Genomic DNA, 17,241 nt, shown 5'->3' with positions numbered 1-17,241 from the left:
AAATCTCACCCACCCGGCGGCACATCACCGGCCCCGGGCGACCCTCACCCCCCGTCGCCCCAAGCCATCCGCGCCGCCTCCATCACGGCCGGCACATCCTGGTCCAGCCAGTCGACATCCCACACCTCGTCCGCGGTCAGCCAACGCAGCTCGTCATGGTCCTCCAGCGCCCGGGGCTCACCGGACAGCAGATGGGCGATCCACACCCGCAGCACATACCCCGGCCGCACCACCCACTCACCGGGCACCCGCTCCGCGGACTTCGCCTCGACACCCAGCTCTTCGCGCAACTCACGCACGAGCGCTTGCTCGGGAGGCTCACCGGGCTCCACCTTGCCCCCCGGCAGCTCCCAGCGTCCGGCCAGCTCAGGCGGTGCGCTGCGGCGCGCGGCGAGCAGTCGCCCGTCGTTCAGCAGAGCGGCTCCCACCACCACGATCGGTTCGGTCATGCGCGGGAGCCTACGGGAGCGAAGACGGGCACCGGGCGGGGTGCGTCACTTGCTCACAGTCTGCCCGTTCTGGCCGTTCTGGCCGATACGTTCGACCCAGTAGAGCTGCTTGTGGCCGCGACCGTCGAGACTGTCCGCGATCTTCTGCGCCTCGGCGCGCGTCGCATACCTGCCCACCCGGTAGCGATTGCCGTTGTCGTCCTGCCTTATGACGAGCCAGGGAAGAGTGATCGTGCCGTCGTTCATCGACCCCCACCGCTCCTTCCCGCCCCGGCTCGTCCAGGTCCCACCCCCGGACGTCGCGCCCCGCCACCTAAGGAAACCGCAATCCGCATATGCCCGAGCGTACGCCTAACCTTCACGCAGCGAATCTGCCTTTTCACAAAGAGGTACGCAACCAGCCAAGACGAGGGGGGCGCACCCCGTCGAACGCGCCGTCGATCACTACCCGCGCGCCCCCCAGCGCTCCGACGAGCAGCGGTCCCGTGCCGTTCGTACGAAACGGGCCACTACCGGGCACCCTGGTACCCCGGGACCAAGAACGACCGAATTCGAACTACGTTCGGACGGAGTCCCGAGACTCCGACAGCGGCAACTTCCCTCCGGCAAGGGCCACTTGACCCATGCCCATGCCACAGCCCCTTACACGTGAGATCAGCCGGTTCCCGAACGAGGGGCGCCCCGCACCCACTTCCGCGTCCCGGGCTCACTTCACCGGCAGGTGATACGCCACCTGGTAGCGGTCCGCCGGGACCACCACGTCCGCCGTCTCCACCGGGCGGCCGGAGGCGAAGTACGTGCGCTGGACGACCAGGACGACATGCCCGGGGACACCGCCGAGGGACAACAGCTCCTCGGCGAGACCGGGGCGGGCGCCGACCTCCTCGGTGACGTTGTCGACGACGACGTCGATGGCCGCCATGCGCTCGACGACGCCCATGCCCCCTAGAGGCCCCTCCTCGGGAAGCATCACGGGTGTGCGGCCGGTGAGGGCGAGGGGCTCCCAGGAGGTGGAGAGCATCATCGCCTCCCCCGCGTCCCGGAAGGTGTACCTGGTGCACATCACGCGGTCGCCGGGCTGGATCGCGAGGCGCTCGGCGATCGTCCGGCCCGCTTCGACCTGCTCACTGCGCGACTCCCAGGTGCCGCGCGCCGCGGCGTCGGCCTGCTCCTGCCGGAAGGGTGTGGCGCCGCCGGCGGGCCGGAACCCGGAGCGGGCGACCCGACGCGGCACCGGCCGCTCTCGCACGTACGTGCCCGAACCGGAGCGGCCTTCCACCAGCCCCTCGGCCATGAGCACCTTGCGGGCCTCCAGCGCGACCGTGTCCGAAACTCCGTACTCCTCGCGGATACGGGCCTGGGAAGGGAGACGGGTGTGCGGTGGCAGCGAACCGCTCACGATCTTCCTACGGAGATCACCCGCGACGCGCAAGTACGCCGGCTGCTCACCGAAAGTCACTGGCCGCTCCCATCAGGATGTACAGACAGCAACAGCGTGGCAACCGTGGGTTCGGCCATGCAAGCAAAGGCCAGAGAATCACTCGATGTGATGACATGTGCCCGGCGAGGGCTTTACGCAGGCACTTTCTCCCCACTATGGAGGCCGTCACACCTCCGCGCCGGAGCCGTCCTCGCCACCGCCCCCGCCGGCGTCCTCGTCGTCGTACGTCGGCGACTCGGTGGCCAGACCCAGAGCCTCGCGCGCGGTGACGGCCTTCGGGCCGCCGGTCAGCCGGTACGCCTTGTCCCAGTGCTCGGTGAAGTCCTCGGCGTCGCTCGCCTCGCTCGCCGCCTCCCACTCCTCGCGCGCCTCGTCCAGAGCCTCGACATAGTCGGTGACCGCCTGCTCGGCGGAGGACTCCCAGTCGTGCGCGCGCAACGCGGACGTCTGCTGTTCCAGGGCACGCACCACCTGCGACGCCCACACCTTGTGCCCGGACAGGTCGTCCTCCACGTACTCCGTGTCGGGCACCTGGTCGAAGGCGTCGTTCAGGATCGCGTCGGCCTCCAAGAAGGCGAGCTGATCGTCGTCGAGGGTCGTCGCGTCCCGCCGCAGCGAGCCCGTCAGGCTGCCCTCCGCGTCCACGTTGCCGAACATGCAGGTGATCTCGCGGTCGCCGTACCGCCAGCTCTGCCGCGTGGGCGTGAAGTAGTAGATGTCGACGTCGACCGGGAGCGCCCAGGCGTCCATCGCGTACTCCTCCGAGCGCGCGTAGCACCGGTCGTCGGCGACGTCGGTGACCGCGTCGTCACCCGGGTAGCCGCCGTCCGGCATCGAGAAGCCGGCGAAGACCTCCGCGTCGTGCTCACCGTCGCACGGCACGATGTCCACGTCGTACGCGTACTCCTCCAGGGAGCCGCTCGGCGAGTCGAAGCACTCGCCCTTCTCCACCGAGAAAGTGCCACCCGCGCTGCTCGCGGCGTCGCGGAAGCCGTCCCACGCGTCGCGCGCGCCGCCCGTGGTGAACGCGAGCGTCATCAGCAGCGCGCCGATCGTCGACAGCACGATTCCGGCCACCGCCATGCCCTTGCCGCGCTCCCCCTTCTTCCTGATCTGCACCAGCGCGACGATCCCCAGCAACAGCCCGACGCCCGGCAGGAAGCACAGCACACCGAGCACGAGCGCGGCGATCGCGGGCCCGTTGACCGGCGGGGGCTGCGGTGGCGCCGGATATGCCCGCCCCCAGGCCTGACCCCAGGGCTGCGCAGCCGCCTGATACGGATACGGCTGCCCGCCCCCGGCCTGCGACTGCCCTGGCGGCGCGAACGAGCCACCGCCGTGAGGTGGCTGGGGCCCGAGGGGCGGGGGTGTGGCCACGGGTACGGGTGCTCCTTGCGCCGAGCGGGGTGGGAGGAGTGAAGCGGGACGGTGAAGCGGGACGAGTGGAGTGGAACGGACCGAGTGAACGGACCGAAGGGAACAGGCCGAGTGGGAACTGACGTACGACTGGGCGCATCGTAAGCGGGTGATGGGCGTGGGCGATACGTCGGGCGGGGGACTGAGGCGGAAGGGATGTGCCCCGGGAAGCCCACCCGGCCCCGGATGCTCGGATCGCCGCCCCTACCGCCCCGCCCGCCCCACCCACCATGACGCACCGTCACCAACCAACCCGCCCACCCCGACCGCCCCAACTACCCTTCGTCCATGACCCCACTGCCGGATCGCTTCTGCCCGACGGACGGCACGCGCGTCCCCGCCGCCTCCCTCGCCTGGTGCTGCCCGGCCTGCCGCGGCCCCCTGGACCTGGACTTCGCACCGACACCGGCATCGCTCAAGTCCCTGGCCGGCCGGGTGAACTCCCTGTGGCGCTACGCGGAGTGCCTTCCCCTGGCGGCGCCCACGATCTCGCTGGGCGAGGGCCGGACCCCGCTGGTCGAGCTGAAGGACGGCGTCCGGGCCAAGCTCGACTTCCTCATGCCCACGCTCTCCTTCAAGGACCGGGGCGCGGTGCTGCTCGCCGAGCTGGCCCTGCGGCTCGGCCCCCGGCGGGTGATCGCCGACAGCAGCGGCAACGCGGGCACGGCGGTCGCCGCGTACTGCGCCCGGGCCTCGCTGCCCTGCACGGTGTACGTCCCGCTCGGCACGTCGGCCAAGAAACTGGAGCAGATCGAGGCGCACGGGGCGCAGCTCCACCTCGTCGACGGCGACCGCGAGGCCACGGCCAGGACGGCCCGCGAGGCGGCTGACGCGGACGGCGTCTTCTACGCCTCGCACGTCTACAACCCGTACTTCCTGCACGGCACCAAGACGTACGTCCACGAACTGTGGGAGGACCTCGGCGGCCGGCTCCCCGAGGTGATCGTCGTCCCTGTCGGCAACGGCACGCTGCTGCTGGGCGCGGCCCTCGCGATCGCCGAACTGCACGCGGCGGGCCTCATCGACCGCCGCCCCGCCCTCTACGCCGTCCAGTCCGCCGCCGTGGCCCCGCTCGCCCACGCCTGGACCGAGGGCGCTGACGACCTTGTCGGGACCACACTCATGGCCCCCACCTTCGCCGAGGGCATCGCCATCCCCCACCCACCCCGAGCCCGCCAGATCCTCCGCGCCGTGCGCGACTCCGGCGGCACCTTCCTCACCGTGACCGAGGACCAGATCCGCCACGCCCAACGCGACCTGGCCTCACGCGGGCTGTACGTCGAGTCCACGGGCGTGGCCTGCTGGGCGGCCGTACGGGAGGGCGCGCTCGGGACCCGTACGGCGGTCGTGCCGTTGTGCGGAGCGGGGTTGAAGACGGGGCTGGCCGGAAGCTGAGGCCTCCACGCCCCGTCGCGGCAGCCGGTCGCCGGAGCCGTGGGTCAGTACGCCGCGTACAGCATCAGCGCGAGGAACCCCGCACCGACCGCCGTCAGCAGCATGCTGCTCCGCTTGTGCCCGACCCACAGCAGGAGCACTCCGGCGGCGACCGCCAGCACCCGGAACTCACCGTTGAACACGACGAGCACCCCGAGTATCGCCAATGCCACCCACATGTGGTCCCCCTCCCCCGACCTGATGTGCCTGCCTGCTCAAGGACTTCCCACACCAGGAGATCGACACCCCCAAACCCCCACGTTCCCGACACGGAAGAAGCCAAGGGCCGACCCGTGAGGGCCCGGCCCTTGTCTCACCACCCGTCGAAGCGGTCGACAGACCAGGGACCTGCCCTTGCCTCCATCGAGTGGCTGACTCACCAGGGCGCGCATAGGTACCCGGTCGGTCGGCGCGTCACAGCCAAGCTCTGGAGCCCTTGACGCGTTGTCGCCCCGAGCGGCGGAACAGCCACCCTGCACTACTCGTCTGCCACTGCGGCCGAAGCCGTGGAGCACGAGCCCACCACCGCCCGGTCGCTGTGAACGGCCGCTGACTCTTCGGGTGACGTCGCTAGGCTTGCCCCGTTACGACCACGCCCATGACCGGAGGACACCCCCGTGACGCCGACCGCTGCGAAGCCCGGTCCTCCATCGCGGCGTGAGCACTGGTTCCAGCCGCGCCGGTCCGGTTTCCGTTGGGAGCAGGAGGGCCTTGAGCATGTGCGGCAGCTGATGCCGAACGCCGAGCCGTACCGGGCATGGGCGACATTCAGGTTCACCGGTGTCACGGGCCGGGTCAACGAGTGCGATCTGTTGATCGCCGTGCCCGGAGGCGTCTATCTGCTGGAGCTGAAGGGGCATCCGGGGCGGGTCGTGAACCGGGGGGACACCTGGCAGTTCCACGACGACCGGGTGCGGACGCTGCGCAACCCGCTGCATCTCACCGATCTCAAGGCCAAGGAACTGAAGGCCCAGCTGGAGCGTGCCGCGCGTGCCGCGGGCATCCCCGAGGGGAAGATCCCCTTCATCAAGCCGGCGGTCTTCCTGCACGATCCCGACCTGGTGAGCGAGCTGGACGAGTTCCAGCGCACGTCGGTCTACGGACGCAACGAGGGTACTAGCGGTCTGCCCGGCATCTGGGACGGCCTGCTCGGACTGCCCCCGGAGCGGGAGAGCTGGCGCGTCACCCCGCAGGACAGCCAGCGGCTCGAAATGCTGATGAAGCGCATCGGGATCAGCCACTCCACCGCTCACCTGCGCTTCGGGGACGACTGGCTGCTCGCGCCGCGTGCGCTGGATGCCGGCCCCGGCTGGGAGGACCGGCTCGCCGCACGCGATGACGGCCTGGTCAAGGAGAACGGCAGGGTCCGGATCTATCTGTCGGGTCAGGCCTCGTCAGCGGAGCAGCGTGCCCGGGTGGACCGGGCTGCTCTGCGTGAGTACCAGGTGCTCCAGGGCATCAACCACCGCGGCATCGTGCAGGCCGTTCAGATCCGCGAGCACCAGGGCGGCCCGGCGATCCTGTTCCGGCACCAGGAGTCGGATCTGCGGCTCGACGCATATCTGGACGCGTACGGAGGCCGGCTCACGCCCGCTGTGCGGCTGGACCTGGTGCGCCAGCTCGCCGAGGCCGTCCGGTACGCCCACAACCGTTCGCTGTACCACCGGGCTCTGTCGGCGCGTTCGGTGTACGTGTCCGCGCACGAGGACGGTACGGAACCGGTGCTGCGGATCGCCGACTGGCAGACCGCCGCAAGGGACTTCGACACCACCTCACATCTCACGCTCGGCCAGACTCCGCTGGATTCCGGGCTGGTCGCCGACATCGCCCAGGTGTACCTCGCGCCGGAAACCACCCGGGAATTCGCGGACCCGGTCGACCTCGACCTCTTCGGCATCGGTGCGCTCTCCTACCTGCTGCTCACCGGCAAGCCGCCCGCCGATGCGCGGGGCGCGTTGGTGGACCGGCTCGCCGCGGAGGGCGGACTTCACCCGTACGCCGCCTCCGACAGCGTCTCCGCGGCACTGGACGACCTCGTCTTCCGGGCCACCGCCTCCGATGTGCAGAGCCGGTTGTCGTCCGCCGAGGAGTTCCTGCGGCTGCTCGACGCCGCGGAGGCCGACGCTGCCGTCGGCGGTCGGGGCGCCATCGAGGTGGAGGACCCTCTCACCGCCAAGGCCGGCCGTCGCCTCGATGCGGAGTGGGAGGTCGTGCGGGTCCTGGGCACCGGCGCGACCGCCCGGGCTCTGCTGGTGCGCCGCGTCGAGGAAGGAGTGCCGGATCCGGCGTCGCTGCGGGTCTTCAAGGTGGCGCTCGACCGGGAGAAGGACGCGCGGCTGTACGCGGAGGCGAAGGCCCTGCGCGAGGTGGGCGGCAACCGCATCGTCAAGCTGCTCGCCGCTCCCCGGGAAGTGGGCGGGCACACGGTCCTGGAGATCGAGTACGCGGGCGGCTTCCGCCCGGCCGACGACCGGGATCCGGTCAGTCTCGGGTCACGGCTGCGCAGCGAGGGCCGGCTGGGCTACGCCCAGCTGGAGCGGTTCGGCAACGACCTCTTCGAGGCCCTGGACAGCCTTGCCGCCCGCGGGGTGCGCCACCGCGACATCAAGCCGGACAACCTGGGCCTTTTCAAGCGGAGTGACGGCTCCTGGCAGCTGATGCTGTTCGACTTCTCCCTGGCCGATGCTCCCGACCAGGACCTTCACGCGGGCACCCGCGGCTACCTCGATCCTTTCCTGGGCGGCAGCCGCCGCGCCCGCTTCGACGATCACTCGGAGTGGTACGCGGCTGCGGTCACCCTGCACGAGATGGCCTCGGGCGAGCGGCCGGTGTGGGGCGACGGCCAGGGCGATCCGCTGACCGTTCCGAAGGCCGAGCTCTATGTGGCCCGCGAGCTGTTCGAGCCGGCGCTGGCGGACGGTCTGACCGAGTTCTTCGAGCAGGCCCTGCACCGCGACGTGGAGAGCCGCCACGACAGTCTCCGCCAGATGCAGGAGGCCTGGCGCGGGGTCTTCCGCAGGGCGGACTCCACGCGTCCGCCCACCACGCCCGCGACGGTCGACGCGCAGGCGGCGGACGTCGAGGACGCGCGCGAACAGGCTGCCGCCGCCGCAGACTTGACGACCCCGTTGGACGCCGCGGGGCTGTCGCCGCGCGCCGTGTCGGTGGCGGCGGGTCTGGGGGCCGTGACGGTGGGCCAGCTCCTGGACGTCCCCCCGCACTCGATCTCCCGTGCCCGGGGCGCCGGCAACGTCATCCGCAAGGAGCTCAACCGGCGCCACCGCCAGTGGACCCAGGATCTCCGCAGGCGGGTCACCCCGAAGCGGCCCGTGCAGGTGCCGGCCGACACCCCGGGCGACATCCTGGAGCCGGTCGAGATCCTCGCGGCCCGGCTGGTCCCGGCCGAGGGCGGTGTCCGTACGCGCCCGCGGCGGGACATCGTCCTGGCGACGCTGGGGCTCCCGGGCGTGGAGGCGGCCGGTGCGCTTTCCCCGTGGCCCGCCCAGTCCGCGATCGCGCGGGCCCTCGACGTGAGCCAGCCGACCGTCTCGGGGAACCTGGGCGCGGCGATCGAGCAGTGGACCGCGTTCACCTGGCTGGAGGACGTCCGCGCCGAACTGGTCACCATACTGTCCGAGCAAGGCAGGGTGATGACGGCGCAGGAGCTGGCCACCGAGCTGCGTGTACGGCACGCCCCGCGCGACGAGGACGATACGGACGAGGACCGGGCCGACCTCCAGGCGGAGGCCCTGGCCCTGGTGCGGGCGGCCACCGAGGTCGAGTCTCGCCGCGACGACCTGGCCCTCGGCGAGGGCGGCGAGGACGGCGCCTCCCGGTTCACCGTGATGCGCCGGGGCAGCGCGGTGCTGCTGGCCCTGGTCGACCTCCCGGGCGGCGACGACCCGACCCCGGTGGAGCTCGCCGAGTACGCGACCCTGCTCGGCCGGGCCGCCGAGGACCTGGCGGCCCGCGATCCCCTGCCCGGCGGCGGCACCGTCCTGCGGGAACTGCGCGCCGTACCCGCGCCGGAGGGCATGGCCCCGCTGGCCGACACCCGCCTGCTGACCCTGGCCGCCGCCATGGCGGGCGGTATCGGCGTCACTCCGCGCTTCGAGCTGTTCCCGCTGGACCTGGGACTCGAGCGGGCACTGCGGATCTCGCAGGCGGCCGCCGGGGTACGGGCCGGTGCGGGAATCGGCGCCGACGAACTGCTGACCCGGGTGAAGGCCCGTTTCCCGGGCCTCACGGCACTCGCCGACATCACCTACGTCGAGCTGGAGGAGGCGCTGTCCGGGGCGGGCTTCCCCCTGGTGTACGAACGGGAGACCCGACGCTTCTTCCCGCCCTCACGGGATGCCGAGCAGAGCCGTCCGGCGTTCAGCGGCTCCGTTCTGACCAGCACCGGCGCCTTGTACGACGCCGCGCAGGGCCAGCTGGCAGAGGGCCGCGACCCTCGTCGTCTGTCCGAGCTGCGGCTCCGGGAGTCGCTGCGCCGGGGCGGTTTCCTTGCCCTGACCGTCAGGGGCGCGCACCTGCCCGGCACGGCGCGCCGCCTGGCCGACCGGTTCGGTGTGCTGCCGGTCGACGTCGACGAGCTGTTCCTGACGGCCCTGCGGGAGCTGTCGGAGGAACAGCAGGTGCGGTGGGGAGCCCTGCTGAAGGCGGACGCCAAGTTCACCTCCACCGGCCGGATCGGGGCCGCCCTGGCGTCCTACACCAGGCTGGCCGCCGAGCGGGTCGCCGACCGCTGCACGGCCCTCGCCGCTCAGGCGGGTCCCCGTACGGTGCTCCTCGCGCACCGGGCTTCCCTCGCGGCCCGCTACTGGGAGGCCGGGGGCCGCGAACTCCTGGTCTCCTTGCAGGAGGCGGCCCGCCGTTCCGCCGCGGTGCCGCACGGTCTGTGGCTGCTGGTGCCCATGGACGACCCGCAGGCCACTCCGGCACTGGACGGCCGTCCGGTGGACGTCGTGGACCGGGAGAGCGAGTGGGAGGTTCTGGAGGGGTTGTTCATGCGGGAGCTCCAGGCGCTACGGGAAGCGAGCTGACGGTTGATGCCACGTCAACCGGGCTTCGACAGACGCGAATTCACCTCTTCGGAGCAGTCCTGCGACTTATGATCGGCGTCGTGCCGGACGATGACGCCAAAGAACCCACGACGGACTACGCCTGCGCGGGGGAAAGGCACTTCGAGGATGCCTCCTACCTCCACGGCGACGGGCGACTGTTGACCGCGGACCATCTTTTCGGACTTGCGGTGGAGTGCCTGATGAAGGGGTTGCTGCTGCGGTTCGGCACAGCGAACGGGGTGTCCATGATCGGCAAGAGGAATAGACCGGACAAGAAACCCTGGTGGGACGACCCCGACACGGGCGACCGTAAACCACTGGGGCATTGGCACGAAGTGCGCCCGGCCCTCTGCCTGCTCCTGGACGGACGTTCCGGCCCAGCTCTCGCCGAGGCCGTGACGAGGCTCTCGGCAGACTTCGAGCAGTGGGTCGTCGACGACCGCTACACCGACGGCACACACTTGGACACCTCACTCATGGCGCGCCGCCAGGAGGCGGCGGTCCTCGCCCACGAGTTGCATACGCACGTCCAGTTCACCGGAAAGCTGCCATGACCTTCTACGACGCCCCGATCCGCTTCGACCAGGCGCGCCCGGCCGCTTTTGCCTTCGCCCGTGAGGTCGCCGGGGAGGGCTTTGACGTCCTCCTCGTGCGGGACGTCCTCGGCCGCTTCTCCCTCGTGGTGAACGACGGCGACGAAGACGGGAGCGAGGGCGCGAGCGGCGAACAGGCCGACCGCTGGCGTGAGTCGGTCACCGCCCGGCTGGGCCGGTACTGCGGAGAGCGCCCCCTCACCCTGACGTCGGCAACTCGCCTGCCGAAATCCCTGACGGCCTCACCCCGCGCCATGGAGGTGGCGGCAGCCACCCCCACCACGGGCTCGATCCGGTTCCTCGACAACACGGTCGTCGGCGAGGACTGGTCTCACGTCACCACCCCCTCCGCCGCCGAGGGCGGAGCGTCCCGCACCCGCCGCACCGCCCTCTACGGGTTCAAGGGCGGCGTGGGCCGGACGACGGCGGCCTCTGTGCTCGCCCGCCGGCTGGCCGACGACGGCAAGATCGTGCTCGTCGTCGACCTCGACCTGGAGTCACCCGGCGTCGGCCCGCTCCTGCTCGCGGGCGGGAGCCTGTGCCAACACGGCGTCGTGGACCATCTGGTGGAGTCGGCGCTCGGCAACGCCGACGGTCTGGAGATCGTGGCCCGCTCCGGGTACGAGCCGCGCAACCAGGGTGAGTTGTGGATCGCCCCGGCGCGCGGGGCGGGCACCGAAGGCGTCCCCTACGGCTATGTGGACAAGCTCAACCGGGTGTACGCCGACGCGGAAGGGGGCCGCTTCGCCGACCGGCTGGCCGCCACCGTCCACGCCTGCGAGCAGGCGGTGGAACGCGGCGACAGCGGTCGCCTGCCCGACGTGGTGCTGCTCGACAGCCGGGCGGGCATCCACGACGTGGCGGCCGTCACCATCTCCCATCTGTGCGACTACGCGCTGTTGTTCGGCGCCGACAACGACCAGACGTGGGCGGGCTACCGGGACCTGTTCGAGGCCTGGGCCGCGTCCGGCCAGGCCCCGGCCATCCGCAGGAAGCTGCGCATGGTGGCGTCGATGGTCCCGGACTCGGCGCACTACTCGATGGACGCCCACCTGAGCTCCCTCCGCAAGAACGCCCACTCGGTCTTCAGCGTCCTCTACGACTCCGTCGCCCCGGGCGAACTCGCCGGCGCATCGGACGGTGCTCCCGACCTGACGGACGACTCCGCGCCGCACCACGCGATCCCCATCCTGTTCGAGCCGGGTCTGGTCGGCATGAACGTGCCCAACTCCCCGGACTGGCAGGAGCGCGCCTTCGTCCAGGCCGCGTACCGTGACTTCCTGGACACGGTCGTCCCCCTGATCATGGCGGGGCCGCCCGGGGAGCCCGACGCCGAGTTCGACGAGTCCGACCAGTACGCCGAGAGCACCGAGTCCGAGGAAGAGCGCCCATGAGCGAGCCGCTGACCCCCGGCGAGTACCGCGACCTGCTGTCGCGCGCGCTGGAGGGCACCGTGGACGCGGACACCCGGCACCCCACCCCGCACACCCTGTACATGCTGGACGCGCACCGCACCGCGCTCTACGTGGACCAGACCGTGGTGCAGGGTGACCGGGGCGTCGGCAAGACGTTCTGGGCGCGCTCCCTGCTCGACCCCGGGCTGCGCGAGGCGGCGGCGCTCGAATACCGCATGTCCCGGCTGCTCAGATTGCACGTCACCCCCGGCTTCGGCATGGACATGGGGTCACCGCACTACCCGGGCCCCCTGGTACTGCCCTCGCTCCTCACGGGCGGCGCGCTCCCCGAGGAGATCTGGTACGCCGTCCTCCTCACCGCGCTGGAACAGCCCTGGCCGCGGGAGACCACCGACTGGGCCGAGCGAGTCGCCTGGCTGCGGACCAACCCCGCCCCGGCGGAATCCGCCATCGCCCGGGCCGACACACGGGCCGCCGACGAGGGCATGGTGCACCTGCTGGTCTTCGACGGCCTGGAGCACCTGCACACCGACTGGGACACCCGTAACCGGATGATCGCCGAGCTGCTCCGCATGGCGATGCGGATGCGGTTCGGCACCCGCAACATCCGCCTGAAGGTGTTCCTGCGCCCCGACATGTTCGAGGCGGCCAAGCAGTTCTTCCCCGACGCGTCGAAGCTGTCGGGGAACGCGGCCCGTCTGCTGTGGTCCCGCACCGACCTGTACGGCCTGCTCTTCCACCATCTGGGCAACGAGGACGACGAGGCCGCGTTGCGGTTCCGCCGCTTCACCGGAGGCTGGACGCCGTCCGAGACGCGCACGCTCACGTGGTACGCGCCTCCGTCCGCCCTGCGCAACGACGAGAAGGAGCAGCAGCGGCTGTTCGAGCGGATCGCCGACCCGTTCATGGGCACGAACGTCCGCCAGGGCCGCCCCTACACCTGGCTGCCCAACCACCTGATGGACAGCAACGACCGGATCAGCCCGCGCAGTTTCCTCAAGGCCGTCGCCGAGGCCGCCGAGACGACCCGCCGCACCCGCCCCTCACACACGCGTGCCCTGCATCACGACGCGATCCGGAGCGGGGTGCGGGAGGCGTCCACGGTCCGCGTCGACCAGGTCGTCGAGGACACCCCGTGGGTGAGACTGGCGATAGAGCCGCTCAAGGGCTGCCAGGTCCCGATCGCCCAGGGCAAGATCATCAACCTCTGGAAGGAGCGCGCCCTGCCGCTGCTCCTGCGCGAGGAGTCGGCCCGCTACGCCCAGGCAGACCGCCCCGAACTGGTGCACACCGGTCCACGTCACCCCGACGACCTGCCGCGGCTCGTCCAGGAGCTGATCGACCTCGGCGTGCTGCGCCGTCGTGACCAGAGCGTCGACGACTTCTCGCTTCTGGACCTGCCCGACATCTACCGTCTCGCTTTCGGGCTCGGCCGCCTCGGCGGGATTCCGCTGGCCGGGCGGTAGGCCGGGCCCGGCGGGAAGCCCTGCCTGGAGGGTCCGCCGCGCCGTCCGGGCTGGCAGGATGGACCGACCGGCGCGAGAGCACGCGCCGCAGACCCGAACGAAGGAACACCCCGGTGCCCTCCCAGGAAGCCCCGACGACCGCCGACGCGACGGACCTGCCGGCCGCCGCGTCGCTGGATCACGACGCGCTGCTCAAGGACCTCCAGAAGCAGGTCGCGCTCCTGGAGACCGACCTGCGCGAGCGCGCCCACGGCGACAGCGAGCAGGCCGCGGCGCTCAGGGCCGAGTACGGGCGGGCCGTCCACGCCGGCCGCACCGAGGTCGGCGAGGAGACCTGGCTGGAGGAGCGGGTGACGCAGATCGCCGCCGCCTGGGTCCTCGCCTGCGTCTTCGTCCGCTTCTGCGAGGACAACGGCCTCGTTCCCGTCGCCCGCCTCTCCGGTCCCGGCGAGCGTCTCGCCGAGGCGCAGGACCACCACGACGCGTTCTTCCGCGAGCACCCCGAGCTGAACGACCGTGACTGGCTCAAGGAGTCCTTCCGCGCCCTCAGCCGCGAGCACGAGGTCGCCGAGGGCCTCTTCGACCCCGCGCACAACCCGCTGTGGGAACTCGACCCGTCCTACGACATCGCGTCCCGCCTGCTGGCGTTCTGGCGCGAACGCGGCCCCGACGGCCTCATCCGCCATGACTTCACCGACCCGGACCTCAACACCCGTTTCCTCGGCGACCTCTACCAGCACCTCTCCGAGTACGCCCGCAAGACGTACGCGCTGCTCCAGACGCCGGAGTTCGTCGAGGAGTTCATCCTCGACCTCACCCTGAACCCCGCTCTGGAGGAGTTCGGCCTGGACCCGGCGTGGAAGTACCGCCCCGAGGGCTGGCGGGGCGAGACGTACGAGGAGATCGACGAGGACGGTGAGGTCGCCTCCGTCGTCCGCGGCCTGCGCTGCATCGACCCGGCCTGCGGCTCCGGTCACTTCCTGCTCGGTCTGTTCCGGCGCGTTCTCGCCGCCTGGCGGGAGGCCGAGAAGGGCACCGAGAACTGGACGCTGGTCCGCCGCGCCCTGGAGTCCGTCCACGGCGCCGACAAGAACCCCTTCGCCGTCTCCATCGCCCGTTTCCGCCTGCTGGTCGCCACGCTCAAGGAGTGCAAGGTCGACCGCCTCTCCGCGGCCCCGTCCATGCCGATCCGCATCGCGGTCGCCGACTCACTGCTCCACGGGCGTGAGGCCGGCCGCGAGACCGACCCGACCCTCGATGACGCCGAGCGGGGCGAGACGTTCACCTACCGCACGGAGGACGTCGCGCGGTATGTGAAGGAGGTCGACCTGCTGGGCCGCGGCTCCTATCACGTGGTCGTGGCGAACCCGCCGTACATCACGGTCAAGGACAGGGCGGAGAACGAGAACTACCGCAAGATCTACTGGGCGTGCTCCGGGAAGTACGCGCTGTCGGTGCCGTTCGCGCAGCGGATCTTCGAACTGGCGGTGCGGGCGAGCGGTGACCATCGGGATGGTGGCTTCACCGGTCAGATCACGGCGAACTCGTTCATGAAGCGGGAGTTCGGGGCGACGCTGATCCAGTCGTTCTTCCACGGGGGCGAGTACAAGGACCCCCAGACGCGCCGCAAGCGCAACTACCACGGTGTTGAGCTGACTCATGTGCTGGACACGTCCGGGGCGTTCATTCCTGGGCACGGTACGCCGACGGTGATTCTGGTGGGGCGCCATCAGGTGGCGCGGCAGGCTCAGCCGATTCGGGCGGTGTTGGGGGTTCGGGGGGAGCCGAAGGAGCCGGATGATCCGGCTCAGGGGGAGGTTTGGCGCGCGATCACTTCGCAGTGGCGGAAGCCCGGGGTGGGGCCTGAGACTTGGGTGACCGTGGAGGACCTGCCTCGGCCCAGTCTGGCCGACTTTCCGTGGAGCCTTTCGGGGGGCGGCGCGTCTGGGCTGATGAGCAGGGTGGAGAAGGCACCCCGATCTCTGGGCGATCTTCTTGACGGGAAGATCGGTTTCGCGAGTTTCCCGGGGCAGGACGAGGTCTTCTTCCTGACCGCGTCTTGGTTCCGTCAGCGGCCGGACGCACGGGTGCTACGGCGTCCCCTCGTGACGGGGGATGTGGTGCGGGACTGGGACATCGACGCGGAAGCCCCCGCTCTGGTGCCTTACGACTCCGAGAATGAACCCGTCGCCTATCAGCCACAGACCAGTTGGGGACGCCATCTCTGGACCATGCGGACGCAACTCGGGTCGACCACGGGTTTCGGCGGCAAGACGCGTGCCGAGTCAAACGAGCCCTGGTGGACGTGGTACCGGTGGGTGGGGGATCGGTACCGGACGCCGTTGTCGCTCGCGTTCGCGTTCGTCGCCACGCACAACCACTTCGTTCTGGACCGAGGTGGGAAGGTGTTCAACCGTTCTGCCCCGGTGATCAAGCTGCCGGAGGGTGCCGCCGAGGAACAGCACCTGGAGTTGCTGGGGGTGTTGAACTCGTCGGTGGCTTGCTTCTGGTTGAAGCAAGTAAGTCACGACAAGGGAAGTCAGGGGGTCAACGAAGGCTTCAAGTCGCAGGAATGGGAACGCTTCTACGAGTTCACCGGCACGAAGCTTCAGGCATTCCCCCTCCCGAAGAAACTCCCCCTCCCCCTCACCCGCCAACTCGATGCCCTCGCCCAAGAACTGGCCGCCCACGAGCCCACCGCCCTCACCACTTCCGCGACCACGCCCCCCACCCGCGAAGCCCTAGACACCGCCGAGGCCGCACAGAGGCACATCCGCGCCCGCATGATTCTGCTTCAGGAGGAGCTGGACTGGACTGTGTACGGGCTGTACGGACTGCTCACGCCTGCCGAGGTCGCCCGAACCACACTGCCCAGTGATCCGACCAATATCGCTGGCGCCGACGTACCCGAAGAACTCAAGCTCGGGCAGCGCGCGTTCGAGATCGCGCTCGCCCGCAGCGGCGCCGACACCACCTGGTTCGAGCGGCACGAATCCACCGAGAACCGCACCACCGAGATCCCCAGTCGCGGCTGGCCCGAGTCCTACCGCCGGATCGTTCAGGCGCGGCTCGATCTCATCCAAGACAACAAGGACATCCGCCTCCTCGAACGACCCGAGTACAAAAGGCGCTGGCTGACCGCCTCCTGGGAGAAGCGCGAGGACGCTGCCCTGCGGGCCTGGCTGCTCGACGCCACCGAACGCGAGGAGCTGTGGTTCGAGGAGCGGGACGGGATCGACTCCCCCCGCGCGCTCACCATCTACCAACTCGCCGACGCCCTCCGTCACGATGACGGCGTCCGGGCCGTCGCCGAGCTCTACGCCGCCAAGTACCTCAAGAAGCGCGACGTCCCGCTGTCCACCGTGCTGGCCACCGTCATCGAACCCGAACACGTCCCCCACCTCGCCACCCTCCGCTACAAGGAGTCCGGCCTGCGCAAGCGCGCTCAGTGGGAGCGGGTCTGGGACGAGCAGCGCAAGGAGGACGAGACCGGCGAGCGGCAAGGCATCAAGCCCCCGCCCAAGTACACGTCCGCCGACTTCCTCAAGCACAGCTACTGGTCGAACCGCGGCAAGCTCGACGTGCCCAAGGAGAGGTTCATCTCCTACCCTGACTCCGGCCCGGACAACGACCCGTCCCTCCTCATCGGCTGGGCCGGCTGGAACCACCGCCATCAGGCCGAGGCCCTGGTCAACCTCCTCAACGACCGTCTGAACGTCGACGGCTGGCCCAAGGAGGACCCCCGTTTCGTTCCGCTCCTCGCCGGGCTCGCGGAGGTCATGCCCTGGGTGAAGCAGTGGCACGACGAGTACGACGACGAGTGGGAGGGCAACCCGGCCGAGGACTTCAACAGTGCCCTCGTCGCCGGCATGTATGGACGGAATCTCTCCCGGGACGACCTCGCTGCCTGGCGCCCCGAGAAGAAGCGAGGCAGGGCTAGCAAGTAGGCCAAGTTGCGAGG

At 70.5% G+C, this 17,241-nt stretch carries 11 protein-coding genes; 6 read left to right on the top strand and 5 right to left on the bottom strand.

Features of this window, described 5'->3' with window-relative positions; translation table 11 throughout:
• Window positions 1-44 precede the first annotated feature (44 nt).
• The 4 genes from OG202_RS31880 to OG202_RS31865 all read right to left on the bottom strand — a co-directional run bounded on the left by OG202_RS31880 (window position 45) and on the right by OG202_RS31865 (window position 3,267).
• The gene (locus tag OG202_RS31880) at window positions 45-449 is read right to left on the bottom strand and encodes a (deoxy)nucleoside triphosphate pyrophosphohydrolase (RefSeq protein ID WP_327727959.1); all 405 of its coding nucleotides are present in this window, start codon (window positions 447-449) and stop codon (window positions 45-47) included.
• A gap of 45 nt (window positions 450-494) precedes the next feature.
• Window positions 495-695 carry an SPOR domain-containing protein gene (locus OG202_RS31875; RefSeq protein WP_326577976.1) on the bottom strand — a complete coding sequence of 67 codons (201 nt, stop codon included), beginning with the start codon at window positions 693-695 and terminating at the stop codon, window positions 495-497.
• A gap of 460 nt (window positions 696-1,155) precedes the next feature.
• Window positions 1,156-1,908: a GntR family transcriptional regulator gene (locus OG202_RS31870; protein WP_326577978.1), complete on the bottom strand. Its 753-nt coding sequence runs from the start codon at window positions 1,906-1,908 to the stop codon at window positions 1,156-1,158.
• Between the two features lie 147 nt (window positions 1,909-2,055).
• Window positions 2,056-3,267 carry a DUF4190 domain-containing protein gene (locus OG202_RS31865; protein WP_328223976.1) on the bottom strand — a complete coding sequence of 404 codons (1,212 nt, stop codon included), beginning with the start codon at window positions 3,265-3,267 and terminating at the stop codon, window positions 2,056-2,058.
• Between the two features lie 327 nt (window positions 3,268-3,594).
• Here OG202_RS31865 and OG202_RS31860 point away from each other — a divergent pair, with 327 nt between their 5' ends.
• Window positions 3,595-4,701 (top strand): threonine synthase, encoded by a 1,107-nt coding sequence (locus OG202_RS31860; protein ID WP_327727961.1) that lies wholly within the window; start codon window positions 3,595-3,597, stop codon window positions 4,699-4,701.
• A 44-nt stretch (window positions 4,702-4,745) separates the two neighbouring features.
• Here OG202_RS31860 and OG202_RS31855 read toward each other — a convergent pair whose 3' ends face one another.
• The gene (locus OG202_RS31855; RefSeq protein WP_328224803.1) at window positions 4,746-4,913 is read right to left on the bottom strand and encodes a hypothetical protein; all 168 of its coding nucleotides are present in this window, start codon (window positions 4,911-4,913) and stop codon (window positions 4,746-4,748) included.
• 444 nt (window positions 4,914-5,357) lie between these two features.
• Here OG202_RS31855 and pglW point away from each other — a divergent pair, with 444 nt between their 5' ends.
• The 5 genes from pglW (at window position 5,358) to pglX (ending at window position 17,227) form a co-directional block, all read left to right on the top strand.
• Window positions 5,358-9,785: a BREX system serine/threonine kinase PglW gene (gene pglW, locus OG202_RS31850; protein ID WP_328223975.1), complete on the top strand. Its 4,428-nt coding sequence runs from the start codon at window positions 5,358-5,360 to the stop codon at window positions 9,783-9,785.
• Window positions 9,786-9,865: 80 nt separating this feature from the next.
• Window positions 9,866-10,360 (top strand): hypothetical protein, encoded by a 495-nt coding sequence (locus tag OG202_RS31845; protein ID WP_328223974.1) that lies wholly within the window; start codon window positions 9,866-9,868, stop codon window positions 10,358-10,360.
• A complete protein-coding gene (locus OG202_RS31840) occupies window positions 10,357-11,793 on the top strand; it encodes a KGGVGR-motif variant AAA ATPase (RefSeq protein ID WP_328223973.1) in 1,437 nt (478 codons plus the stop codon). Before OG202_RS31845 ends, OG202_RS31840 begins: the two co-directional genes overlap by 4 nt.
• Window positions 11,790-13,280: a hypothetical protein gene (locus OG202_RS31835; RefSeq protein ID WP_328223972.1), complete on the top strand. Its 1,491-nt coding sequence runs from the start codon at window positions 11,790-11,792 to the stop codon at window positions 13,278-13,280. The genes OG202_RS31840 and OG202_RS31835 overlap by 4 nt, the downstream gene beginning before the upstream one ends.
• A gap of 113 nt (window positions 13,281-13,393) precedes the next feature.
• Window positions 13,394-17,227: a BREX-2 system adenine-specific DNA-methyltransferase PglX gene (gene pglX, locus OG202_RS31830; RefSeq protein WP_328223971.1), complete on the top strand. Its 3,834-nt coding sequence runs from the start codon at window positions 13,394-13,396 to the stop codon at window positions 17,225-17,227.
• The last annotated feature ends 14 nt before the right edge of the window (window positions 17,228-17,241 follow it).

Source organism: Streptomyces sp. NBC_00310 (assembly GCF_036208085.1).
Lineage (GTDB): Bacteria > Actinomycetota > Actinomycetes > Streptomycetales > Streptomycetaceae > Streptomyces.
The sequence above is the reverse complement of the archived record's forward strand: the minus strand, read 5'-3'. Positions and strand labels throughout refer to the sequence as shown.